Source organism: Nitrospina gracilis Nb-211 (genome assembly GCF_021845525.1).
Lineage (GTDB): Bacteria > Nitrospinota > Nitrospinia > Nitrospinales > Nitrospinaceae > Nitrospina > Nitrospina gracilis_A.
The window spans coordinates 2,778,825-2,800,931 of sequence record NZ_JAKJKD010000001.1 but is presented as its reverse complement, the minus strand read 5'-3'; the positions used below and the strand labels follow the sequence as shown (position 1 = coordinate 2,800,931).

Genomic DNA, 22,107 nt, shown 5'->3' with positions numbered 1-22,107 from the left:
CAAACTGAGGTAAGGATCGATGGCAGAAAAGAAACCTAAGGCTGGAAAGAAGAAGGGCAAAACCGCACCGGAGATGGGCGTCGCCCACATTCGTGCCACGTTCAACAACACGATCGTGACTATCAGCGATCTGTCGGGGAACGTCGTGTCCTGGTCCAGCGCCGGTGCGCAGGGCTTCAAAGGCTCGCGCAAGAGCACCCCGTTTGCCGCGCAGGTGGCCGCCGAGAAAGCCGCCACCAAGGCCCGTGAAATGGGCATGCGCAAACTGGAAGTGCACGTCAAAGGCCCGGGCGCCGGACGCGAGTCCGCCATCCGGTCTCTGCAGGGTGTGGGCATGGAAATCACCGTCATCCGCGACCGCACGCCGATTCCGCACAACGGATGCCGGCCGCGCAAGCGCCGCCGGGTGTAACCGCAATATTGTTTTGATTCATTTATAGGAGAGTGTAGCTTTGGCACGTTATATTGGATCCGTTTGTCGTCTCTGTCGCCGCGAAGGGGAAAAGCTGTATCTGAAGGCTGAGCGGTGTGATACCCCGAAGTGCGCGATCGACCGCCGAAGCTACGCCCCCGGCCAGCATGGCCAGGGCCGCACCAAGTTCTCGGAGTACGGAGTGCAGTTGCGGGAGAAACAGAAAGTCCGCCGCCTCTACGGCGTGCTGGAAAACCAGTTCCGCACCTACTTCAAAAAAGCCGATCAGAAAAAAGGCGTTACCGGTGAAAACCTTTTGCAGAACCTGGAGTTGCGGTTCGACAACGTCATCTACCGGCTGGGCCTCGCGGGTTCCCGCAACGCCGCGCGGCAGTTGGTGCGTCACCGCTTTTTCACCGTCAACGGCAAAAAAGTGAACGTGCCTTCGTACAACATTAAGAAAGGCGATGTGATCGGACTGGTTGCCTCCAAAAAGGACAAGCTCCCGATCAAGACCGCTCTCGAAGCCATGAAAGGCAAAACGCCGCCGTCGTGGCTGACGTTCGATTTTGACAAAAACGAAGCAACCGTTCTGGAACTCTCCTCGCGTGAGGATATCACGCTCCCGATCAACGAGCAGTTGATCGTTGAATTGTATTCGCGTTGATGAGACCCGGATGGGGGCGCGCCCCCGCATTGCGCCGCCCCGTCGGCCGTCACCCAATACAAAACTTGATACAGAAAACAATCGGAGGATTGACTTGATGATGCAGGGAATCGTTAAACCCAAGCGTCTCGATTTTGATAAGAAGACCCGGTCCGACAACTACGCCAAGTTCCAGGCAGGACCGTTTGAGCGCGGCTACGGCATCACCGTAGGCAACTCGCTTCGCCGCATGCTCCTGTCTTCCATCGAAGGCACCGCCGTCATCGGCGTGAAATTTGAAGGCGTGTTCCACGAATTCTCGTCCATCCCGGGCGTCATGGAAGACGTCACCGAGATCATCCTCAACCTGAAAAAACTGCAACTGAAACTGCAGGGCGGTGAGGACACCAAGCGCCTGTACCTGAAACGCAACACCGCGGGCGAAGTGCTGGCGAAGGATTTTCAGGAAGACCCGGACGTCACCATCCTGAGCCCGGATCACAAGATCGCCACGCTCGACAGCAACGGCTCGCTCGACATGGAAGTGCTCATTCAGCGCGGACGCGGCTACGTTCCGGCAGACCGCCACGACATGAGCACCGAGTCCGTGCAGATGATCCCCGTTGATGCGCTGTTCTCGCCGGTGGAAAAGGTGAATTACATCGTGGAGAAAACCCGCGTCGGCCAGTCCACGGACTACGACTCGCTGGTCATGGAACTGTGGACCGATGGCAGCATCACTCCGGAAGACGCCGTGGCGCACGCCGCCAAGATCGTCAAGGACCACATGCAGATCTTCATCAACTTCGATGAAGAGCCGGAGCCGGTTCAGCCGCAGATCGACGAGAAGAAACAGAAACTGCTCACCAACCTGGCGAAAAGCGTCGAGGAGCTGGAGTTGTCCGTGCGCTCTTACAACTGCCTCAAGAACGCGAACATCACCACCATCGCCGAGCTGGTGCAGAAGGGCGACAGCGAAATGCTGAAAACCCGTAACTTTGGCAGAAAGTCGCTCAACGAGATCAAGGAAATTCTCGAGGAAATGGGCCTGTCGCTGGGTCTGAAGCTGGAAGAGGAAGACCTCCGCCAGATCCAGGCCATGCGCAAGAAAAAAGAAGTGGAACTCGAGGGAGAACGCGCCTGACGAGAAACCATTCGTTTCCCACGGGCCCCCGAAACTGAACGGAGAGATCACATCCCATGCGTCACCTGAAAGCGGGAAGAAAACTGGGCCGCACCTCGGCTCACCGGAAAGCGCTGTTCCGTAACCTGGTCACCGCGCTTATCGTGAAAGAGCGAATTCGCACCACGCTGGCCAAGGCGAAGGAACTGCGCAGTCACGTGGAGAAGACCATCACGCTGGGCAAGAAAGGGACCCTGCACGCCCGCCGCCGCGCTCTGCGCGTGGTGCACGGCAAGGAAGCCTTCCTGAAGCTGTTCGACACGCTCTCCGACCGTTACGCCAACCGCAACGGCGGTTACACCCGCATCCTGCATGTCGGCAACCGCCGCGGCGACGATGCGCCGATGGCCATCATCGAGCTCGTGGATCGCGAGGGAGAACAGGCCCAGGCCGCTCCCGCCAAGGAGAAGAAAGGCAAGAAGGAGTCCGGCGGGAAAAAAGAGACCGGGGAGAAGAAAGCCCCGGCCGCTAAAAAGGAAGACAAGGACAAGGCGCCCGCCAAAAAGAAAGCCGCTCCCAAAGAGGACAAGGCAAAAGAAGGCGAGAAAAAAACCGCCGCCAAGAAGTCCACTTCTTCAAAGAAAAAATCCGACGACAAGTAACTCCCTCCGTCGCCGGATTTCAACTCAGCCCAATCGAATGTATGATTTCCCCCTTGCGGGGAAGGGTCAACTGCCGCAACCGACCATGGCTTTCAGCTTGCGCCCCTTGGCGTTGGGCTTGCCGTAGTCCGGCTCCTTGTACTTGAACCGGAAATTGGTGTTGTCGTTGATCCAGTCCAAAAGTTCCTTGTAACTTTTGAAGTGCTCCGTCCAGCCGTAATCGTCGCCGGTGTATTCGCAGTTTTCAATGCTGTGTTCGCGGCAGATGTAAGGCCGCGTTTCATATATGGCGCACTTGTTGTCGTCGCGCAGAAAGTTGCACACCGTCTCCACCATCATGTACCAGCCCTTGCGGTAGATGTAAAACGAAACGCCTTTGTGCGCGATCTGCCACAACATTGCTTCGTAATCCTTGCGCGTCTCCGGTTCATCCACCTGCAACGCGAAGTAGGTACAGCACTTCGCCGGCAGGCATTTTTTACACTGATCCCACGGATCCTTGATCTTCGCTTTAGCCATAATCTCCTGTCCTTAGGAAAAACAAATAGACGCCTCGCCCCTGCACGCCCCTATGCTATGGGCAACGTTGAATAAGCGCAACCCCCGCACTCAAAAAAAACGGATTTCTACAAATAAAAATAGAAGAGGTCAAACGGCAGGAAAGAAGGAGCGGGTCAGGGTTTCTGTTTGTAGCCGTACAACCAGCAGGCGGATGTGCCGCCGATGTTGCGCACCGAGTGCACTGCGCGCGCGGGGATGAATACCTCCTCGCCGGGGTCGGGGTGGCTCACCGCGCCTTCAATCTCGATCTCCATACGCCCTTCCGCCACCATGAACAACTCGTCCACCTCGTGCACGAAGTCCTCCCAGCGCTGGCCGGGCGGATCGCGGAATTCGCCGAACGAGTAGCCGCGGCGCTTCCAGTCATTGGCAATGCGGTCGGTGTTCACCATAAGGCGAAGCAGTATCAACAGGGTTCAGGGCAGGGCGTAGGCCAGAAACGCCTCCGGATCGCGCGTGTCGAATCGGCGCAGGCCTTCTTCCCTGGCGATGCGTACGGCTTCCGCGTGTTCCTCGGATGTGGTTCTGCGGCAGATTTCGCGGAAGCGGTTTTGGGTCACTTTCCCCGCCGGGCGGTACTGGGCCATGATGTTGACGTAGGTGTCGGGCGAAAGTTCACGGGCCAGCCAGCGCATGATGGGCCGCACGTTCGCCGCGCTGTTGGGCATCACTAGGTGCCGCACCAGCACGCCGCGTTTGGCAAGACCCTTTTCGTCGAACACCAAATCGCCCACCTGCTCGTGCATGGCCTTGATGGCCGCGCGCGCCGCGTCGGGATAGCTTTTGGCCTTGAGGTAGGTGGACGAGTCCGTCTCCTCCCAGTATTTGAAGTCGGGCATGAAGATGTCCACAATGTCGCGCAGGCTCTCGATGCTCTCCAGCGAGTCGTAGGCGCCGGTGTTGTACACAATGGGCAGGCGCAGGCCCATCTCCACCGCCATTGGCAGGGCTTCCAGAATCTGCGGCACCACATGCTCCGGCGTGACGAAGTTGATGTTGTGACAGCCCATGGCCTGCAGGCGGAGCATCATCTGTGCCAGCGCTTCCGGGCCGACCTCATCGCCGTCGTGCTTTTGGCTGATATCGTAGTTCTGGCAGAACACGCACTTGAGGTTGCACATGGAAAAGAAGATGGTGCCGCTCCCGTTCCAGCCGCGCAGGCAGTCCTCCTCGCCGAAGTGCGGGAAGAAGCTGGAGACGTAGGCGTGGCGGCCCGTCTTGCACAGCGCAAACTCGTTGTTCAGCCGATCCACCTCGCAGTCGCGCGGGCACACCTTGCAGTTTTTGAGCGCACGCAGAGCCTCGCGCGAGCGGCGGAACAGTTCGCCCGTGCGGTGCAGTTTCAGGTACGCGGGCTCAAACTCCCCGGAGTTTATGGTGAACGGAGCGGACATGACCTCCCTTTCCGATTTGCAATCGCCTCATGATATCGGTTTTGGAATGGGACTTCCAGAGGCCACTCCTCCGGAGAGGAGCTAAATGGAAACGGCAACCCTGTTCTGAAATACGACGTCTGTTCGGCGGAACCGGCCGACCTGCGGGGCGGCTTTGAACCCCATGTCTGAACCCTTTTTTTGGTGAATCGGACACCGGATTCCGCCCGCCGCAACCCGACCCAAAAGGTGTGGAAACCGTTTGAAAATTGGCAGGAAACCGTAATAAGAAAATGATTGACAACGGTGGAGGAAGCGTATAACTTGGTAATCGACCCCAAGAAGCAATGCTTCCTGCAAAAAACCTCTGAACAACCGACGCCCGAAATCCTCAACCAAGTTCATTGAAGCGAAAACCCCATAATAATCAGGACGGGTTCCAGCACATCCTCAATCGAGGAAACATCGCAAGGTCTTAAACCGAATCATCCACTCAAACCCAAATCCAACCACATACCATGCAAGCACAAACACAAGCACCATCCATGAACATCGAGGAACTCAAAACCAAGACCATCTCTGAGTTGACCAACATGGCCAAGTCGCTGAAAATTCCAGGCCACAGCGGTTTGCGCAAGCAGGACCTCATCTTCAAAATACTCCAGGCCCAGATCGAAAAAGACGGTTTGATGTTTGGACAGGGCGTGCTGGAAATCCTGCCCGACGGATTCGGCTTCTTGCGTGCGCCGACGTACAACTACCTTCCGGGCCCCGACGACATTTACGTGTCGCCTTCGCAGATCCGGAAGTTCGACATGCACACCGGCGACACCATCTCCGGCCAGATTCGCCCGCCCAAGGAAAACGAGCGTTACTTCGCGCTGCTCAAGGTCGAGGCGATCAACTACGAGAACCCGGACAAGACCAAAGACAAGATTCTGTTCGACAACCTGACGCCGCTCTACCCGTTGGAGCGCATCCGTCTGGAGACGCCGAACTGCACCGACTACAGCGCGCGCATCATGGACCTGATGACGCCGATCGGCAAGGGCCAGCGCGGTCTCATCGTCGCTCCGCCCCGTACCGGTAAGACCATGCTGTTGCAGTCCATCGCCAACAGCATCGCCACCAATCATCCGGAAATGGTGCTGATCGTTCTGCTCATCGACGAACGCCCGGAAGAGGTGACGGACATGGAACGCTCCGTGCGCGGCGAAGTCATCAGCTCCACCTTCGACGAACCGGCGCAGCGCCACGTGCAGGTCGCCGAGATGGTCATCGAAAAAGCCAAACGGCTGGTCGAGCACAACAAGGACGTGGTGATCCTGCTCGACAGCATCACGCGCCTCGCGCGCGCCTACAACGCCATCGTGCCGCCCAGCGGCAAGGTGCTCTCCGGCGGTGTGGACTCCAACGCCCTCCAGCGTCCGAAGCGTTTCTTCGGTGCGGCCCGCAACCTGGAGGAAGGCGGCAGTCTCACCATCATCGCCACCTCGCTGGTCGATACCGGAAGCCGGATGGACGACGTCATCTTCGAGGAATTCAAGGGTACCGGCAACATGGAGATCGTGCTCGACCGGAAACTCGCGGAAAAACGCATTTTCCCGTCGATCGACATCAACCGCTCCGGTACGCGTAAGGAAGAACTGCTCATCGAGGAGCAGGAGCTCCAGAAAATCTGGCTGTTGAGAAAAGTTTTACTGCCGATGGGTATCCATGATACGATGGAACTCCTCCTGCAGAAAATGCGAGAAACCAAGACCAATGCGGAATTCATCCAGACGATGAATTCCTGATCGTTCGGAGAACGTAGAATGAAAGCGGATATCCATCCGGAATATTACGAGACCACCATCAAATGCGCCTGTGGCAACGAGGTCAAGACCCGTTCCACCGTGAAAGACGTGCATCAGGAAATCTGCTCCGCCTGCCATCCTTTCTTCACCGGCAAGCAGAAGCTGATCGACAGCGCCGGCCGCATCGAGAAGTTCACGCGCAAATACCAGAAAGCCCAGGAAGCGAAAGCCGCCAAGCAGGCCTCCCCCAACTAGCTTTCCCCATCCTCCGGAAAGCCCGACGGCGAAGAACCCTCCTTTCCACCCCAAGCCCGGCCTGAACGCCGAAGCCCATGTTTGAACAACTCGATGACATCGAAAAGCGCTACGAACAACTCAATGAAAAAATGAGTGACCCCGCAGTGTACGGCAACCCCGCCGAATACCAGAAGTACGCGCGCGAGCATGCCGAGCTGAGTGATATCGTCTCCGAGTACCGGGAATGGAAGCGGGCCGACCGTCAACTGCAGGAAAACCGCAAGGTACTGGAAGAGGAAAGCGACCGCGAATTGATCGAGATGGCGCGCGAGGAAGTCGAGTCGCTCAGCCACCGCAAAGAAGTACACGAAGAACAATTGAAACTGATGTTGTTGCCCAAGGATCCGCGCGACGAGAAAAGTGTCATCATAGAAATCCGCGCCGGAACGGGGGGAGATGAGGCCGGCTTGTTTGCCGCTGATCTTTTTCGCATGTATTCGCGTTATGCGGAGGACCGGCGGTGGAAAATGGAGGTATTGAGCAGCAACGCCACGGGCGTCGGCGGTTACAAGGAAATCGTGTGCAACATTCAAGGCAAGGGCGCGTACAGCCGCCTCAAGTACGAAGCGGGAACGCACCGCGTGCAACGCGTGCCTGCCACGGAAACGCAGGGACGCATCCACACCTCGGCCGTCACCGTAGCCATCCTGCCGGAAGCGGAGGAGGTGGACGTGCAGATCAATCCCAACGACCTCAAGATCGACGTGTACCGCTCGTCGGGTCCCGGCGGGCAGAGCGTCAACACCACGGATTCCGCGGTGCGCATCACCCACGTGCCGAGCGGCATCGTCGTCACCTGCCAGGACGAAAAGTCCCAGCACAAAAACAAGGAAAAGGCGCTTAAGGTCCTGCGTGCGCGTTTGTTTGAAGAAGAGCAGAGACGACAACAGGAAGCCTACGCGCAGAACCGTAAAACGCAGATCGGTTCGGGTGACCGCAGTGAGCGCATCCGCACTTACAATTATCCGCAGGAACGCGTCACCGATCACCGCATCGGGCTCACCCTGCATAAGCTGACGCAGATCCTGGAAGGCGACCTCGACGAGTTGATTGACAAGCTCGTTTACCATTATCAAACCGAAGCCCTGCAGAAAAGCGGCGCTTCCTGAGCCGGAGCGATTCCCATGTCCACGCTGAAATCCGACGCTCTCATCACCGTCGGCGAAATCCTCCAGGATGCCGAAAACCGTCTGCGTGAAGCGGGCATCAACACGCCGCGCCTCGATGCGGAGGTCCTGCTGGCGGAGGCGATGAACACCACGCGCACCAGGTTGATGGCGGACGTGGATCGTGAGGTGACTGCGGTGCAGTCCATGGCGTTTGAAGCCATGATGGCCCGCCGCGAACAACGCGAGCCGGTGGCCTACCTGCTGGACCGCAAGGAATTCTGGTCGCTGGATTTCACAGTGACGCCGGATGTGCTCATTCCGCGTCCGGATACGGAATGTTTGATCGAACATTTCCTCACGCTGGTCAAACGCGACGGCGTGGAAGCGCCGCGCATTTTGGACGTAGGCACGGGATCGGGCATTCTGGCAATCGTCGCCGCGCGCGAGTGCCCTACGGCCACCATCACGGCGATGGAGCTGTCCGGCCGCGCGCTGGACGTGGCGCGGCACAACGCATCGGCGCACAATGTGTCGGCGCAGATTCAGTTTGTGCAGGCGGATTTCCACCGCGAGTTCTGGGAAGGCGCGCCGTTCGATTACATTCTCAGCAACCCGCCTTACATCGATTACGAAACGTACGAAACCCTCGCGCCGGAAATCCGCGAGTACGAGCCGAAACAGGCCCTGCTCGCCGGGCATGACGGCATGGACGCCTACCGCAAAATCATTCCGCTGTCGGCGATGTTGCTCCGGCCCGGCGGCTCGCTGGTGCTGGAGTTCGGCGACGACCAGGGTCCGGAGGTCAACCGCCTCGTCGCGGAGAACGGCGGCTTCGAAGGCATCGAGCGGGCAAGCGACTACACCGGCGCGGAGCGGGTGCTATCGGCCAGAAGGAGAGCGGTTCGTGGATAGGATCTGCATCGAAGGCGGGCGTCCCCTCAAGGGCACGGTGCGCGTGAGCGGCGCCAAGAACGCGGTGCTTCCGGTCCTCGCCGCCACCCTCCTCACCAGCGGCAAAAACGAAATCACCAACATCCCGCGCGTGCGTGACGTGCTCACGCTGGTCAAGCTGCTGGAAGACCTCGGTTGCAAAACCGGGTCGTTCGAAGGCGACCGCATCGTGCTCGACTCGACTCCCATCCACAATCACATAGCGCCGTACGAACTGGTCAAAACCATGCGTGCGTCGTGCCTGGTGCTGGGCCCTTTGCTGGCGCGCCTCGGCAAGGCGGAGGTGTCGCTCCCCGGCGGTTGCGCCATCGGGGCGCGTCCCATCGACCTGCACATCAAGGGACTGCGCGCGCTGGGGGCTCAACTCAGCATCGAAGGCGGCTACATCAAAGGCCGGGCCGACAAGCTGAAAGGCACGCGCTTCTGTTTCGATTCGACCACCGTCACCGGCACCATGAACGTCATGATGGCGGCGGTGCTGGCGGAGGGGGAAACCATTCTGGAGAACGTGGCGCGCGAACCGGAGGTGACCTTCCTCGCGGACGTGTTGAACCGGTGTGGTGCGAAGATCGAGGGCGGCGGCACCGACACCCTGGTCATCCAAGGCGTGTCGTCGTTGAAACCGATCCAGTGCGCCATTTTTCCCGACCGCATCGAGGCAGCGACCTACATGATCGCCGGCGCCATCACCGGCGGCGATGTGGAGGTGACGCATTGCCTGCCGCAGCACCTGGAACCGGTCCTGCTCAAAATGAAGGAAGCCGGAATCGAATTGACGGAAGGCGACCGCTCGGTGCGTGTGCGCCGTTCGGGTCCGTTGCATCCGGCGAACATCATCACACAACCGTATCCCGGTTTCGCCACCGACATCCAGGCGCAGTTCATGGCGTTGATGACCCTGGCGGAGGGACAGAGCGTCATCACCGAAACCGTATTTGAGAACCGTTTTTTACATGCGGCGGAATTGAAGCGCATGGGCGCGAACATCCTTCTCGATGGTCACACCGCCATCGTCACCGGAGTGAAGAAACTGAGCGGTGCGCCGGTCATGGCCACCGACCTCCGGGCGAGTGCGTCTCTTGTTTTGGCGGGACTGGCGGCAGAAGGCGAAACGATGATTTCCCGCGTCTATCACATTGACCGCGGTTATGAGACCATGGAAGAGAAGCTGTCGCAACTGGGCGCGTCCATTCGCCGAATCCACGGTGATAGCATAAGGTGAAAAAGGCGGGCGTGAACGCGGACTGCCGGGAATGACCGAACCATGCGATCCACCAACTGGTCCAAAGAGAATATCCATCACGTCGCGTTGTGGATGCCGAACTGGCTGGGCGACGTGGTGTTTGCTGTCCCGGCGGTGCAGGGCATCCGCAAGGTGTTTCCCGAGGCCCGCTTCACCGCTCTTGTGCGCCGCCCCGCCGACGATTTTTTAAAACACCATCCCGCATTCGACAGCGTCATCTGCATCCCTCATAGTGCATCCAGCGGCGCGCTGGCGTCTTTGCGTTTCGGCTGGAGCCTGCGCAAGTACCGGTTCGATCTCTCCATCCTGTTTCCCAACGCCCTGCGTGCGGCATTGTTGTCACGCCTTTCCGGGTCGCGCCTGCGTCTCGGTTACGGCACCGAGTGGCGCGGCGGTCTGTTGACGCACTCGATTCCCGCCATCGATTCGCGGAGCCTGCATGCGGTCGATTATTATTACGGCCTGGCGCAGGCGTTGAACGCGCCCCCATTGGAGCGCACGTTCGATGCGGTGTTGACCGATGAGGATATTGCGCGGCAGAAGGTGATGCTGGCCGGCAAGGGTCTCGGCGACACGCCGTGCCTGGTGGCGGTGCAGCCGGGTGCGTCCAAACCAGAAAAACGCTGGCATGCGGAACGTTTCGGCGAATTGTGCCGCAGGTTGATCGCGGATCAGGACGCGCAGGTCGTGTTTCTGGGAAGCCAGGCGGAGGCGGGGTTGATCGATGAAGTCCGCGCCCATTGCCCGCCGGATAAATGCGCGGCGCTCACCGGACTCCCCATGCACGATGTGCTGGGTGTGATCAAAAACTGCCGTTTGCTGATCGCCAATGACAGCGGCATCATGAACCTTGCCGCCATGGTCGGCACGCCGGTGGTGGCGATCTTCGGTCCCGGCAACGTGTTGACCACCGACCCGGTCATTGCGCCGGAGAAAAAGGAAATCGTCACCAAAAACTTTCCATGCTCGCCCTGCCGTCACCGGTTCTTTGAAGAGTGCGAACCTTCCCCCAACAGCAAGCCGTACTGCATTGAAGACATTCAGGTGGAGGAAGTGATGCAGGCGGTGCAACGTCTTTTACAGCGAGTTTGAGGGAGGGGGGGATTTAGCCTTCCGGGTTGGACTCTTCTTTCTCCTGCGCCTCGTCCCAGTAAGGCTCCAGGTCGAAGTAGCTCAGGATCACCTGCTCTTCTTCGCGCGTCAGTGCGTCAATGTCTTCCGGGGTCGGTGCCTGCTGGATGGCTTCGCGCGTGTACTGCGCCTGCACTTTGGCGGAATCGATCGCCGCCAGATGGGCGATGGGGAAGATCACGGTTTTGCCGCTGGTGGACAGGAACCCGCCTTCGACGAACACGATGTAACGCACGCGGTGCGTGTCCGGTTCGGCGAGCACGCCGCGGATACGCGCCATCTCGCGCATGTCCTTGTCGTACACGTACGAACCGACCAGCCGCTCTTCACTGCGGAGGTCGTAGATGTTGTCGTCGTGGTAGCGCAGAGGACTGAAAGTCATGACGGGCCCTGGATGAGTTGCTCGTTCGATTTGCCGCAAATTATATCAAATTTATCAATGGGTTGTTGTATAATTCTAAGACGGTCGAGTCGTCCCGTTGCGTCTGGCGGGCGGCTTGCCTGAACTCCCAACCGGAGCCCATCATGCGACACCTCCATCCCCGAGCGCTGATCCTGCTGGCGGCGGTTTTATTGGCGACCTCGTTTGCCTCGCCCGCTGCAGCCCGTTACATCTACATGTACACCGACGACCAGGGGGTGGTGCACTATTCCGATTTTCTGAGCGGCATTCCCCCTGAATACCGCGGCAAGGCGCGGGCCAAATTCGTTCCCGATAAAAAACTCCAATCCAAAAACGGCGGGGACCAGGCCTCGGAAGACAGCGGCGGCTCCGGCAAGTCCAGTACAACCGGCTCCTCCGACAAGGAGCAGGTCGGACTCTCCCAAGAGCAGGAACGGTTGATGAACGAGGCCAAGTCGGTGTTGAACCGCATGGTGCCTCTGGGTGCAAAGTATAGGGACGTGCAAAAAAATTTCACCAACGGCCGCCGGATGTACAGCGACATCCAGAGCAACCTGTCCGTGAAAAAAGATATGGTGGCCAAGCTCGGCAACGCAAAAAATCCTTTGCTGGTGCAGGCGCGGGGATTTGTGCAAAGCAGCATCTCCCAGGATGAAGACACGGTGGTCAACACCGGCACCCCCAAGCGGAAAATTTACGATATTTACGCGCGCTTCGAATCCGAATCCAAGCAGGCGGCGAGCCTGATTCAGAAAATCGACCAGGCGATTCAACAGTCCATAAAGGATAAGGCCGAAGCCGAGGCGAAGGCCAAGGCTGAAGCGGCGAAGAAAAGCGAAACCAAGTAAGCCAATTCATTTTTCCACCACGATGCGGGGCCATGCTGCCGGCAACCGATCCTCCACATCTGTTTTAATTGGATGCATTCCTTCCTTTTGAACGATCTCAAACGCATTCCAACTCGACGGTAGAATGACCGCGATCAATCAATTTTTTTCCGACCTGAGCGGCTTTTTGTGGGGCCCGTGGCTGCTGGTTCTTCTGGTAGGCACCGGCATCTGGCTCACCATCTGCCTGCGCGGCATCCAGTTCCGCATGCTGGGATACGCATTGCGCCTCACGTTTTCCCGCGAGCGCGACGGCGACGGCGACATCTCGCATTTCGGCGCGCTCATGATCGCGCTTTCCGCCACCATCGGCGTCGGCAACATCGCCGGCGTGGCGACGGCGGTGGCGCTGGGCGGGCCGGGAGCGGTGGTGTGGATGTGGATCACGGCGCTGTTCGGCATGGCCACCAAGTACGCCGAAGGCTTCCTCGCCGTGCGCTTCCGCACCGTCAATGCGCGCGGGGAAATCTCCGGCGGTCCCATGTATTACCTGGAAGAAGGACTGGGGTGGCGCTGGCTGGGTGTGGTGTTCGCGTTTGCCGGGGCGGTCGCCGCGTTCGGCATCGGCAACATGGTGCAAGCCAACACCACGGCGGAGGCCATCGTCGATGTGGCGGGCGTGTCGAAAGAGGTGGTGGGCGGCGTATTGATGATGTTGACGGGACTCGTCATCTTCGGCGGCGTCAAATGGATCGCCGAGGTGGTTTCGTTTTTCGTGCCGGTGATGGTCCTCCTGTATTTCGGCGGCTCGGTTTTCATTTTACTCGGCAACTGGGAGCAGGTGCCGTCGGGCCTCGCCATGCTGTTCGAGGACGCCCTGTCCGGCACCGCCGCCTCCGGCGGGTTCGCCGGGGCAACGCTGGCGCAGGCGATCCGCTTCGGTGTGGCGCGCGGGTTGTTTTCCAACGAATCGGGATTGGGCAGCGGACCCATCGCCGCCGCCGCGGCCAAGACCAATCAGCCCGCCAAGCAGGCGCTGGTGTCGATGACGGGGACGTTTATCGACACCATCATCGTGTGTTCGCTCACCGGACTGGTGCTGGCGACCACCCAGGTATGGACGTCCGGCGAGACCGGTGTGGCGCTCACCCTGCGGGCGTTCTCCGCGGGCCTTCCCGGGCAATGGGGGCAGTGGATTGTGACGCTGGGTGTGGTCACTTTTGCCTTCTCGACAATTTTGGGCTGGAGTTACTATGGCGAGAAATGTTTCGAATACCTCGCCGGAGTGAAGTGGGTGTGGTATTACCGCGGGGTGTGGTGCGTGGTGGTGTTCGTCGGGGCGGTGGTGAAACTGGACCTGGTGTGGAATTTCGCCGACGCCATGAATGCGCTCATGGCCATTCCCAACCTGATTGCCCTTCTGGCGTTGAGCCGTCTGCTGAGCCGCGAAACGAAGCAGTTCGAAGACGGACTGCGCAACGGCTCCATCCACCGCTACGACTGATTCCGCTTTTTTATTCTCAATCCGTCAGCCGGAACTTGATGATGAACCAGATCGCGGCGACCCCGTCCTTCCAGTTGATCTTTTTGCCTTCCGAGTAGTCGCGTCCGCTGTAGGAGATGGGCACTTCGTAGATGCGGAAATTCTTGCGCGCGATCTTGCTGGTGAACTCCGGCTCGAAACCGAAGCGGTCGCACTTGAGGGTGATGGAGTCCAGCACCCTTTTCGTGAACACCTTGTAGCAGGTTTCCATGTCGGTCAGGTTCAGGTTGGTGAACATGTTGGACAGGGTGGTGAGCACCTTGTTGCCGACATAATGCCAGAAGAACAGCACGCGGTGGGGTCCGCTTAAAAACCGCGACCCGTACACCACATCGGCGCGGCCGTCGAGGATGGGTTCCAGAAGCACACCATACTCGGCGGGATTGTACTCGAGGTCGGCGTCCTGCACGATGATGACGTCGCCCGTCAGGTTTCTGAATCCCGTGCGCAGTGCCGCGCCCTTGCCCCGGTTTTTCTCGTGGTAAATGACCTGGAAGCCGTCCTTCGATTCGTATTCTTTTAAAATCTCGCGCGTGCCGTCGGTAGAGTAGTCGTCCACCAGCACGATTTCTTTATCGTAGGGCGTCGCTTCCACACGTTCGATCAGCGTGCGGACGGTGTCTTTTTCATTGTAAACGGGAATGACGACGGAGATTTTCACGGAGCCTCAGCCTGGTTAACTCATGGATTTTATTGGAGTCATTTGTTCCAGTGTAAGGCATTGGGCCCGGGATGTCTAAATTAAATTGAGGCCGGAAACTCAAGGGACGGTGACGTTTTCCTCGCGCATGCGTTCCAGCACATGGTTGGCGAGGACGCCGGTCAGGATGCCGGTGAGAAGCGAGAAGGTGAGGAACACGGGAAGCAGTTGCAGAAACGTTTTCTGCTGAATGAAGAAATAGAATACGCAGAGAAAGATGGCGGTGGTGTGTGCGTAGGCGGCGGACACGCTGACCCCGATCAGGCTGAACCAGCGCTGGCCGAGGTGATGCACGAGTCCCATGACCGCCATCGCCGCAAGCCCGCCGGTGAGGCTCAGGAAAAACGTGGGGCCGAGAAACGTGCCGCCGAAGATGCCACCCAGAAAGATGCGAAGCACGGTGACGGTGAGCGCTTCGTAAAACCCGTAGCGCACCAGCGTGACCAGGGTGATGACGTTGGCGAGGCCGAGCTTCACCCACGGTGAGGGCAGAGGGAGCATCGCCTCCACGCGGTGCAGAACCACGCCGAGGCCGACCAGAATGGCCAGCACCACCAGCTTGCGGTTGTCGGGAGTGGCGTTTTGCATGGGCGAGGAGGTCATGACGCGGGCACGGCCTCCGGTTCCACTTCCTTCGCGGAGAACACGAATTCATCGTCCACGTAATCGACGAGGATGGCGTGGCCCTGCTTGAGTTCGCCGTTGATGATCTTCATGGAAATGGCGTTTTCGATTTTATCCTCGATCAGGCGGCGGAGCGGCCGCGCGCCGTAGGTGTCGCTGAATCCTTCCCTGGCCAACTGCTTCTTGACGGCTTCGGTGACCTCCACGCTCATTTCGTTTTCCTGCAAACGCTTGTTGAGGTTGTTCAGCATGAGGTCGGCGATGGCGCGCACGTGTTCCGGTTCCAGCTTGTGGAACACGATCAGGTCGTCGAGCCGGTTGATGAACTCCGGCTTGAACAGCTTTTGCACTTCGTTCAGGACGAGTGAGCGGATCTGGTTGTAGTCGCGGTCGGGATCATCCAGGGTGGCGAAGCCGATGCCCTTGGTCTTGCCTTCGGTGATGAACTGCGTGCCGATGTTGGAGGTGCCGATGATGATGGCGTTCTTGAAACTGGTGACGCGGCCGTGGGCGTCGGTGAGCCGCCCGTCGTCCAACAGTTGCAGAAGAATATTGAACACGTCCGGGTGCGCCTTTTCCAGCTCGTCGAGCAGGATGACGGAGTAGGGTTGCCGCCGCACCTTCTCAGTCAATTGACCGCCTTCGTCGTAACCGACGTAACCCGGCGGCGAGCCGATGATCTTCGACACCGCGTGCTTTTCCATGTACTCGGACATGTCGAGACGGATGAGGCGGTTTTCGTCGTCGAGCAGAAACTCCGCCAGCGCTTTCGCCAGCTCCGTCTTGCCCACGCCGGTGGGGCCGAGAAACAGGAACGACCCGATGGGGCGGTTTTTGTCTTTCAGTCCGGCGCGGTTCCGGCGAATGGCGTTGCTGAGCGCGACGATGGCCTGGTGCTGGCCGATGACGCGCTTGTGCAGGTTGTCCTCCATGTTCTTGAGCTTCTCGGTTTCCGTCTCGCGGATCTTGTTGACCGGAATGCCGGTCCACGTTGCCACCACGTTGGCGATGTCTTCCTCCGTCACCGAGTGATCGACCTCCTTGAGCTTTTCGTTCCATTCTTTTTTTTCTTCGGCGAGTTTGTGGTCGATCTCGATGACTTCCTGCCTCAGTTCCGCCACCTTGCGGAAATCCTGCTCGTCGAACGCCGCCTTCTGTGCTTTCAACAGGTCGTTCTTTTCTTTTTCCAACTGCTGGATGACCGGCGGCACGTAAATGAGAGCGAGGTGTTTTTTCGCCCCGGCTTCATCAAGCAGGTCCACCGCCTTGTCCGGCAGGGCGCGGTCGGAGATGTGTTTTTCCGACAGCTTGGCGGCGGCGCGGATGGCGCTGTCGCTGTAAATGATCGAGTGGTGCCTCTCATAGCGCGCCTTGATGCCTTTCAGCATCTCGATGGTCATCTCCACCGATGGCTCCGATACCATGACCGGTTGGAAGCGGCGTTCCAGCGCCTTGTCCTGCTCGATGGATTTTTTATAATCGTCCAGTGTGGCCGCGCCGATGCATTGCAACTGGCCGCGGGAGAGGGCGGACTTGAGGATGTTGGACGCGTCGACGCCGCCTGCGCCCGCACCGGCGCTGACCAGCGTGTGCAATTCGTCGATGAACAGGATGACGTTGCCGTGGGCGCTGACGATCTCGTCCTTCACCGCCTTCATGCGTTCCTCGAACTCGCCGCGCATCTTCGCGCCGGCGATGATCTCCGACATCTCGAGCATTTTGACGCGTTTGTTGAGCAGGCTATTGGGCACCTCGGCTTTCACGATCTTCTGGGCGAGGCCTTCCACGATGACGGTCTTGCCGACGCCGGGCTCGCCGATGAGCACCGGGTTGTTCTTGTTACGCCGTGACAGGATCTGGATGAGCCGGTCGATTTCCTTTTCGCGGCCGATGACGGGATCGAGATCGCCGCGCCGGGCGAGGTCGGTGAGGTCCGTCGTGTACTGGCTGAGCACGTCCATCTTGCCTTCGGCGTTCTGCTCGTCGATGGTGGCGCCGCCGCGCATGATCTCCAGGTCTTCGTGTACCTTGGCGTACTTGAAGCCGAACTCCTGCAGGGTTTTGGCCACGCGGCCCACGCGCGAATCCAGCATGCCGAGGAACATGGTGCCGACACCGATGTAGCGGTCGCCAAACTTCTTGGCCTCTTCCTGCGCCACCTCGAACAGGATATTGGTTTCCTTGGACAGGTGGATCTGCTGGATCTGTTGCATCTCCTCCGGGCTTTCAGCCGAAACGATTTCGAACAGGCGGTCGAGGAGCTGACGGGACAGGTCCTTGTTTTCCGGGTAATACGTTTCGAAGAAACGTTTCAGGCGGGAGTCCTGCGCCTCGATCAGGCCGATCAGCACGAACTCCGGCGTGAGCAGGGTCTGGCGCAGGTTCACCATTTCCATGGCGCCGACGTTCAAGGCGTCGATGACTTTATCGGTGAATTGCCTCAAATATTGTTGAAGCATGATTCAGATCGAATGAATGTGGGTAAGTGAAAAGACCTTTTTATGATAACAAATTTTCCAGATGAATGTACACCGAGTCCGCCAGCGCCTCGTAATTGTAACCGCCTTCCAGCATGGAAATCAGGCGTCCCTGGCAGATTTCGTCCGCCGCGCCGCGAATCAGCCGGGTCATCTCGCCGAAACACTCCGTGGTGAGCGACACGTTGGCCAGCGGGTCGTCTTCGTGCGCGTCGAATCCGGAAGAAATGATGATGAGGTCCGGTTTGAAGCGGAACATCTCCGGGATCAGCTTGTCCTTGACCACCGAAATGTAATCCGCATCGTTGGAAAACGCGCGCATGGGAAAATTGAGCGTGGTGCCGAGCCCGTCCCCCGTCCCCGTTTCGTCCTTGTCGCCGGTTCCCGGATAAAAAGGAAATTGGTGAGTGCTGGAATAATAAATGTTAGGATCGGCGTAAAACGAATGCTGGGTGCCGTTGCCGTGGTGCACGTCCCAGTCAAAAATGAACACCCGGTTGAGGCCCTTTTTCGTCATCGCGTACCGGGCGGCGATGGCGACGTTGTTGAACAGGCAGAACCCCATCGACCGCGTCTCTTCCGCATGGTGGCCCGGCGGGCGCACGGCGCAGAACACGTTGTCACAGGTGCCGTCCAGCACCGCATCCACCGCAGTCAGCCCCGCCCCCGCCGCCAGCAGGGCCGAGTCGTACGACTTCGTGCTGATGGCGGTGTCCATGTCCAGGCGGCTCATCCCGGATTCGCAGGCGCGGGCGACGGAATCCATGTACCGTTCCGGATGGTTGAGCGCGATCTCCTCCGCTGTGGCGGCGCGCGGCTCCAGCGGGGACAGGCGCGAAATCAGGCCGGTCTCCTCCAGCTTGTGCGTGATGGCGCGCAGACGGCCGGGGTTCTCCGGGTGGCTTCCGGTTTCGTGCTCCAGGTACAGCGGATGGTAGATGTATCCGGTTTTTTTCATGGGTGTCCGGGAGAAAAGGGGAACGGCAAGCGTGAGCCACGAGAATAGCAAAATCGCCTACCCTCCCGCAAATGGTTTGAACGGCATGCACACGGCAACGCTCTCAGAAAAAATGAACGCCCTGCATGACCGCGCACGCGAGCTGGGATTCGACGCGCTGGGCGTGGCCCCGCCCGACGCCGGCGACGGCGGCAGGCGGTTTCTCGAATGGCTCGAGCGCGGTCACGACGGCGAGATGGCCTACATGAAGCGCGGCGAGGCCAAACGGCTCGATCCCGCGCTTATCCTGCCCGGTGTGAAAAGCATCTTGTGCCTGCGCACCAATTATCACACGCGGGCCAAATCCCTCGATTTTTTAAATCAACCCCAAACGGGCGATATTTCCAACTACGCGTGGAACGTCGATTACCACGACCTCATCAAACCGCGCCTGCACAAGCTGGAGCATTTTTTGTGGGAGCTGTTTCCCGGATGCGCCAGCAAGGCGTACGTGGACACCGGTCCCGTGCTCGAAAAAGCACTGGCCGAGAAGGCGGGACTGGGGTGGATCGGCAAGCATTCGAACCTGCTCACCGAAGGGCTGGGGTCGTATTACTTCCTCTCCGAGATTCTGATCGATGTGGCCCTGCCGTTTTCCGAGCCCGCCACCGACCACTGCGGCACCTGCACCAGTTGCATCGACATCTGCCCCACCCGCGCCATCGTCGCCCCTTACGTGGTCGACGCGCGGCGGTGCATCTCGTATCTGACGATCGAGCTCAAGGGCGTCATCCCGCTCGAGTTCCGCAAGGCCATCGGCAACCGCATCTACGGATGCGACGACTGCCAGATCGTGTGCCCGTGGAATTCGTACGCCGTCACCACCGGCGAACCCACCTTTCAGGAACGCGCCGGCACGCGCCGGCTCATCGACCTCATGCGCCTCGATGAAGACGGTTTCCGGGAACGCTTCCGCAAAAGCCCCGTCAAACGCATCAAACGCCGCGGCCTCCTGCGCAATGTCGCCGTCGCCCTCGGTAACAGCGGCGACCCGGAAGCCGTTCCCGTGCTGGTGGCGGTGCTGGGTGACCCGGAACCGCTGATCCGCGCGCACGCCGTATGGGCGCTGGGGGAACTGCTGGGCGACAAAGTCTGGCAGGAGGTACAGGGTCCTCTGGCGGATGAGGCCGATGCCTGCGTGCAGGCGGAAATCGAGCGCCTAAAATCCATTGATCCACAAGGCGGAAACGGCCTATAATCGGCATTTCCCCAAAATCAGGAGCACCATGGACAAAAACGGAGAATACCGCTTTCTGAAGGCCTGCCGGGGCGAGCCGGTGGACTGCACCCCGGTCTGGTTCATGCGCCAGGCGGGCCGCTACATGAAGGAGTACCGCGACCTCAAGGCCAAATACTCGTTCCTCGAGATGTGCCGCACGCCGGAGCTGGCGACCGAGGTCACGCTCCAGCCTCTGGACGTGCTGGGCGTCGATGCGGCCATCATTTTTGCCGATATCCTCTTGCCGCTGGAGCCGATGGGCACCGGGCTGGAGTTCACCGCAGGCGACGGTCCTTCCATTCCACGCCCCGTGCGCACGCGCCAGGACGTGGAGAACCTCCGGCCGGTCAACAGCGAGGAGCAGTTGGGGTATGTTGGGGATGCGATCAAACTGGTGCGCAAGGAGATTGCGGGGAAACTGCCGCTCATCGGGTTCAGCGGCGCGCCGTTCACCTTGAGCAGTTACATGGTGGAAGGCGGCAAATCGAAAGAGTTCACCACCACCAAGCTCATGATGTATCAGGAGCCCGAGACGTGGAACCTGCTCATGGACAAGGTGGTGGACGTGCTGGTTGATTACCTGAAGATGCAGGTGAAAGCGGGCGCACAGGCCCTCCAGATTTTCGACAGCTGGGTGGGATGCCTCAACCCCGGCGACTACGAACGCTACATCCTGCCGCATACGAAACGGGTGTTCGAGGGCCTCAAGGAATGCGGCGTGCCGGTGATCAATTTCAGCACGGGCACCTCAAGCATGCTGCCCTTGGTGCATCAGTCCGGCGGCGACGTCATGGGCTTCGACTGGCGCATCCATCTGGATGACGCGCGCCGGCAGATCGGCCTGGACACACCGGTGCAGGGCAACCTCGATCCCAACATCCTGTTCGCGCCGATCCCGGTGATCCGCGAGAAGGTCCTCGACATTTTGAAACGCGCCGAAGGACGGCCGGGCCACATCTTCAACCTCGGCCACGGCATCCTGCAACACACGCCGGTCGATCACGTCAAGGCCGTGGTGGACATGGTGCACGAGTACCGGCATGGCTAGTCCCACCGCACAGGACGTGAGGACGGGGGTCATCCTGCTCGCCCACGGCGCACCCAACCGCGTCACCGATATTCCCGAGTACCTGAAACGCATCCGTGGCGGCACGGCGTCGAGTACGGAAGTCATCCGCGAGATCACCGAACGCTACGAGGCCATCGGCGGCAGTTCGCCCCTGCTCCAGATCACCGAGGCGCAGGCGGAGGCGCTGGAAACGTTTCTCAACCAGGAAGGCGACCGTTTCCGCGTGTACATCGGCATGCGCAACTGGTACCCGCTCATCGAAGACGCGGTGCGGAAGGCGAAGGCCGACGGTGTGGACCGCCTCGTCGCGCTCTGTCTCGCGCCACAGTTCAGCAAGTGGAGCACGGAGCGGTATCTCAACTCGTTCAACGAAGCCCTGGGAGCGTGCGATGCGGGCGGCATCCCGGTGCAGTTCATCAAAAGCTGGCCGAACCAGCCGTCGCTGATCGACGCGTTTGCGGAACGGTTCCGCGCCGCGGAGTCGGACCTCAAGGCCAAGGGCTACGAAACCTTCCATACGGTGTTCACCGTGCACAGCATTCCGTCAGCGTACGTCGAGGAGGGTCTCGACCCCTACGTGCAGGAATATGAAAAAACGCTGAATGCCATCCGCCGGCAGGTGCCAATGGAGCCCTGGCACCAAGCGTATCAAAGCCAGGGCATGATCCCCTGCCCGTGGCTGGAACCGAGCGTTGAGGAAACCCTCGATAAGATTGCCGGGGAGGGCGGCAAGGCGGTGCTCATTTTCCCCGTCGGATTCGTCTGCGATCACATTGAAATCCTTTACGATATCGATATCGGATTCAAAAAATACGCGGAAGAAAAGGGCCTCGTGCTGTTCCGCACCGAATCCCTCAACACCTCTCCTTTGTTCATCGAAGCCCTCGCCGGAGCGGTCTGGGAACACCTCGTCTGATTCTCTTTCCTTCTGTGGATTTCCCTCT

At 59.4% G+C, this 22,107-nt stretch carries 23 protein-coding genes; 15 read left to right on the top strand and 8 right to left on the bottom strand.

Annotation, left to right across the window (positions count from 1 at the left end):
* The first annotated feature begins 19 nt into the window (after positions 1 to 19).
* The 4 genes from rpsK (at position 20) to rplQ (ending at position 2,843) form a co-directional block, all read left to right on the top strand.
* Positions 20 to 412 carry a 30S ribosomal protein S11 gene (gene rpsK / locus J2S31_RS13180; RefSeq protein WP_237099626.1) on the top strand — a complete coding sequence of 131 codons (393 nt, stop codon included), beginning with the start codon at positions 20 to 22 and terminating at the stop codon, positions 410 to 412.
* A gap of 40 nt (positions 413 to 452) precedes the next feature.
* Positions 453 to 1,079 carry a 30S ribosomal protein S4 gene (gene rpsD, locus J2S31_RS13175; protein WP_237099625.1) on the top strand — a complete coding sequence of 209 codons (627 nt, stop codon included), beginning with the start codon at positions 453 to 455 and terminating at the stop codon, positions 1,077 to 1,079.
* 97 nt (positions 1,080 to 1,176) lie between these two features.
* On the top strand, positions 1,177 to 2,202 hold the full coding sequence (locus tag J2S31_RS13170; protein ID WP_237099624.1) for a DNA-directed RNA polymerase subunit alpha: 1,026 nt from the start codon (positions 1,177 to 1,179) through the stop codon (positions 2,200 to 2,202).
* A gap of 56 nt (positions 2,203 to 2,258) precedes the next feature.
* Positions 2,259 to 2,843: a 50S ribosomal protein L17 gene (rplQ, locus tag J2S31_RS14760; RefSeq protein WP_371831636.1), complete on the top strand. Its 585-nt coding sequence runs from the start codon at positions 2,259 to 2,261 to the stop codon at positions 2,841 to 2,843.
* 66 nt (positions 2,844 to 2,909) lie between these two features.
* Here rplQ and J2S31_RS13160 read toward each other — a convergent pair whose 3' ends face one another.
* From J2S31_RS13160 to J2S31_RS13150, 3 genes are all read right to left on the bottom strand, one after another.
* The gene (locus J2S31_RS13160) at positions 2,910 to 3,362 is read right to left on the bottom strand and encodes a YkgJ family cysteine cluster protein (RefSeq protein ID WP_237099623.1); all 453 of its coding nucleotides are present in this window, start codon (positions 3,360 to 3,362) and stop codon (positions 2,910 to 2,912) included.
* Positions 3,363 to 3,517: 155 nt separating this feature from the next.
* Entirely contained in the window at positions 3,518 to 3,796 is a 279-nt protein-coding gene (locus tag J2S31_RS13155) for a cupin domain-containing protein (protein ID WP_237099622.1), read from the bottom strand.
* A 24-nt stretch (positions 3,797 to 3,820) separates the two neighbouring features.
* Positions 3,821 to 4,798, bottom strand: a complete 978-nt coding sequence (locus tag J2S31_RS13150) for a radical SAM protein (RefSeq protein WP_237099621.1) — start codon at positions 4,796 to 4,798, stop codon at positions 3,821 to 3,823.
* Between the two features lie 524 nt (positions 4,799 to 5,322).
* Between J2S31_RS13150 and rho the strand changes: the two genes are divergently transcribed.
* From rho to waaF, 6 genes are all read left to right on the top strand, one after another.
* Positions 5,323 to 6,573 (top strand): transcription termination factor Rho, encoded by a 1,251-nt coding sequence (gene rho, locus J2S31_RS13145; protein WP_237099620.1) that lies wholly within the window; start codon positions 5,323 to 5,325, stop codon positions 6,571 to 6,573.
* 18 nt (positions 6,574 to 6,591) lie between these two features.
* Positions 6,592 to 6,828, top strand: coding sequence for a 50S ribosomal protein L31 (rpmE, locus tag J2S31_RS13140; RefSeq protein WP_237099619.1), 237 nt, complete (start codon positions 6,592 to 6,594; stop codon positions 6,826 to 6,828).
* Positions 6,829 to 6,905: 77 nt separating this feature from the next.
* Positions 6,906 to 7,979 (top strand): peptide chain release factor 1, encoded by a 1,074-nt coding sequence (gene prfA / locus J2S31_RS13135; RefSeq protein WP_237099618.1) that lies wholly within the window; start codon positions 6,906 to 6,908, stop codon positions 7,977 to 7,979.
* A gap of 15 nt (positions 7,980 to 7,994) precedes the next feature.
* Positions 7,995 to 8,891: a peptide chain release factor N(5)-glutamine methyltransferase gene (gene prmC / locus J2S31_RS13130; RefSeq protein WP_237099617.1), complete on the top strand. Its 897-nt coding sequence runs from the start codon at positions 7,995 to 7,997 to the stop codon at positions 8,889 to 8,891.
* Complete coding sequence (gene murA, locus J2S31_RS13125; protein WP_237099616.1) at positions 8,884 to 10,152, top strand: UDP-N-acetylglucosamine 1-carboxyvinyltransferase; 1,269 nt, start codon at positions 8,884 to 8,886, stop codon at positions 10,150 to 10,152. Before prmC ends, murA begins: the two co-directional genes overlap by 8 nt.
* Positions 10,153 to 10,194: 42 nt before the next feature.
* Positions 10,195 to 11,265: a lipopolysaccharide heptosyltransferase II gene (waaF, locus tag J2S31_RS13120; protein WP_237099615.1), complete on the top strand. Its 1,071-nt coding sequence runs from the start codon at positions 10,195 to 10,197 to the stop codon at positions 11,263 to 11,265.
* A gap of 13 nt (positions 11,266 to 11,278) precedes the next feature.
* Here waaF and J2S31_RS13115 read toward each other — a convergent pair whose 3' ends face one another.
* A complete protein-coding gene (locus J2S31_RS13115) occupies positions 11,279 to 11,686 on the bottom strand; it encodes a PRC-barrel domain-containing protein (RefSeq protein ID WP_237099614.1) in 408 nt (135 codons plus the stop codon).
* A 143-nt stretch (positions 11,687 to 11,829) separates the two neighbouring features.
* Here J2S31_RS13115 and J2S31_RS13110 point away from each other — a divergent pair, with 143 nt between their 5' ends.
* Entirely contained in the window at positions 11,830 to 12,555 is a 726-nt protein-coding gene (locus tag J2S31_RS13110; protein WP_237099613.1) for a DUF4124 domain-containing protein, read from the top strand.
* 124 nt (positions 12,556 to 12,679) lie between these two features.
* On the top strand, positions 12,680 to 14,038 hold the full coding sequence (locus J2S31_RS13105) for an alanine/glycine:cation symporter family protein (RefSeq protein WP_237099612.1): 1,359 nt from the start codon (positions 12,680 to 12,682) through the stop codon (positions 14,036 to 14,038).
* A 16-nt stretch (positions 14,039 to 14,054) separates the two neighbouring features.
* Here J2S31_RS13105 and J2S31_RS13100 read toward each other — a convergent pair whose 3' ends face one another.
* From J2S31_RS13100 to J2S31_RS13085, 4 genes are all read right to left on the bottom strand, one after another.
* Entirely contained in the window at positions 14,055 to 14,738 is a 684-nt protein-coding gene (locus tag J2S31_RS13100) for a glycosyltransferase family 2 protein (protein ID WP_237099611.1), read from the bottom strand.
* Between the two features lie 99 nt (positions 14,739 to 14,837).
* The gene (locus J2S31_RS13095) at positions 14,838 to 15,380 is read right to left on the bottom strand and encodes a Gx transporter family protein (protein WP_237099610.1); all 543 of its coding nucleotides are present in this window, start codon (positions 15,378 to 15,380) and stop codon (positions 14,838 to 14,840) included.
* Positions 15,377 to 17,860, bottom strand: a complete 2,484-nt coding sequence (locus J2S31_RS13090; RefSeq protein WP_237099609.1) for an ATP-dependent Clp protease ATP-binding subunit — start codon at positions 17,858 to 17,860, stop codon at positions 15,377 to 15,379. Before J2S31_RS13090 ends, J2S31_RS13095 begins: the two co-directional genes overlap by 4 nt.
* A gap of 40 nt (positions 17,861 to 17,900) precedes the next feature.
* Complete coding sequence (locus J2S31_RS13085) at positions 17,901 to 18,836, bottom strand: histone deacetylase family protein (RefSeq protein WP_237099608.1); 936 nt, start codon at positions 18,834 to 18,836, stop codon at positions 17,901 to 17,903.
* A 31-nt stretch (positions 18,837 to 18,867) separates the two neighbouring features.
* Here J2S31_RS13085 and queG point away from each other — a divergent pair, with 31 nt between their 5' ends.
* The 3 genes from queG to hemH are packed head-to-tail and all read left to right on the top strand — an operon-like array spanning position 18,868 to position 22,079.
* Positions 18,868 to 20,073, top strand: a complete 1,206-nt coding sequence (gene queG, locus J2S31_RS13080; protein WP_237099607.1) for a tRNA epoxyqueuosine(34) reductase QueG — start codon at positions 18,868 to 18,870, stop codon at positions 20,071 to 20,073.
* A 28-nt stretch (positions 20,074 to 20,101) separates the two neighbouring features.
* Positions 20,102 to 21,142 (top strand): uroporphyrinogen decarboxylase, encoded by a 1,041-nt coding sequence (hemE, locus tag J2S31_RS13075; protein WP_237099606.1) that lies wholly within the window; start codon positions 20,102 to 20,104, stop codon positions 21,140 to 21,142.
* Entirely contained in the window at positions 21,135 to 22,079 is a 945-nt protein-coding gene (gene hemH / locus J2S31_RS13070) for a ferrochelatase (protein ID WP_237099605.1), read from the top strand. The genes hemE and hemH overlap by 8 nt, the downstream gene beginning before the upstream one ends.
* Positions 22,080 to 22,107: the final 28 nt, after the last annotated feature.

Bases quoted from the DNA above. Each gene is read 5' to 3' on its own strand.
- rpsK (WP_237099626.1), top strand. From the start codon at position 20: ATGGCAGAAAAGAAACCTAAGGCTGGAAAGAAGAAGGGCAAAACCGCA.
- J2S31_RS13170 (WP_237099624.1), top strand. From the start codon at position 1,177: ATGATGCAGGGAATCGTTAAACCCAAGCGTCTCGATTTTGATAAGAAG.
- rplQ (WP_371831636.1), top strand. From the start codon at position 2,259: ATGCGTCACCTGAAAGCGGGAAGAAAACTGGGCCGCACCTCGGCTCAC.
- J2S31_RS13160 (WP_237099623.1), bottom strand. From the start codon at position 3,362: ATGGCTAAAGCGAAGATCAAGGATCCGTGGGATCAGTGTAAAAAATGC.
- J2S31_RS13155 (WP_237099622.1), bottom strand. From the start codon at position 3,796: ATGGTGAACACCGACCGCATTGCCAATGACTGGAAGCGCCGCGGCTAC.
- J2S31_RS13150 (WP_237099621.1), bottom strand. From the start codon at position 4,798: ATGTCCGCTCCGTTCACCATAAACTCCGGGGAGTTTGAGCCCGCGTAC.
- rho (WP_237099620.1), top strand. From the start codon at position 5,323: ATGAACATCGAGGAACTCAAAACCAAGACCATCTCTGAGTTGACCAAC.
- rpmE (WP_237099619.1), top strand. From the start codon at position 6,592: ATGAAAGCGGATATCCATCCGGAATATTACGAGACCACCATCAAATGC.
- prfA (WP_237099618.1), top strand. From the start codon at position 6,906: ATGTTTGAACAACTCGATGACATCGAAAAGCGCTACGAACAACTCAAT.
- prmC (WP_237099617.1), top strand. From the start codon at position 7,995: ATGTCCACGCTGAAATCCGACGCTCTCATCACCGTCGGCGAAATCCTC.
- waaF (WP_237099615.1), top strand. From the start codon at position 10,195: ATGCGATCCACCAACTGGTCCAAAGAGAATATCCATCACGTCGCGTTG.
- J2S31_RS13115 (WP_237099614.1), bottom strand. From the start codon at position 11,686: ATGACTTTCAGTCCTCTGCGCTACCACGACGACAACATCTACGACCTC.
- J2S31_RS13110 (WP_237099613.1), top strand. From the start codon at position 11,830: ATGCGACACCTCCATCCCCGAGCGCTGATCCTGCTGGCGGCGGTTTTA.
- J2S31_RS13105 (WP_237099612.1), top strand. From the start codon at position 12,680: ATGACCGCGATCAATCAATTTTTTTCCGACCTGAGCGGCTTTTTGTGG.
- J2S31_RS13095 (WP_237099610.1), bottom strand. From the start codon at position 15,380: ATGACCTCCTCGCCCATGCAAAACGCCACTCCCGACAACCGCAAGCTG.
- J2S31_RS13090 (WP_237099609.1), bottom strand. From the start codon at position 17,860: ATGCTTCAACAATATTTGAGGCAATTCACCGATAAAGTCATCGACGCC.
- J2S31_RS13085 (WP_237099608.1), bottom strand. From the start codon at position 18,836: ATGAAAAAAACCGGATACATCTACCATCCGCTGTACCTGGAGCACGAA.
- hemE (WP_237099606.1), top strand. From the start codon at position 20,102: ATGGACAAAAACGGAGAATACCGCTTTCTGAAGGCCTGCCGGGGCGAG.
- hemH (WP_237099605.1), top strand. From the start codon at position 21,135: ATGGCTAGTCCCACCGCACAGGACGTGAGGACGGGGGTCATCCTGCTC.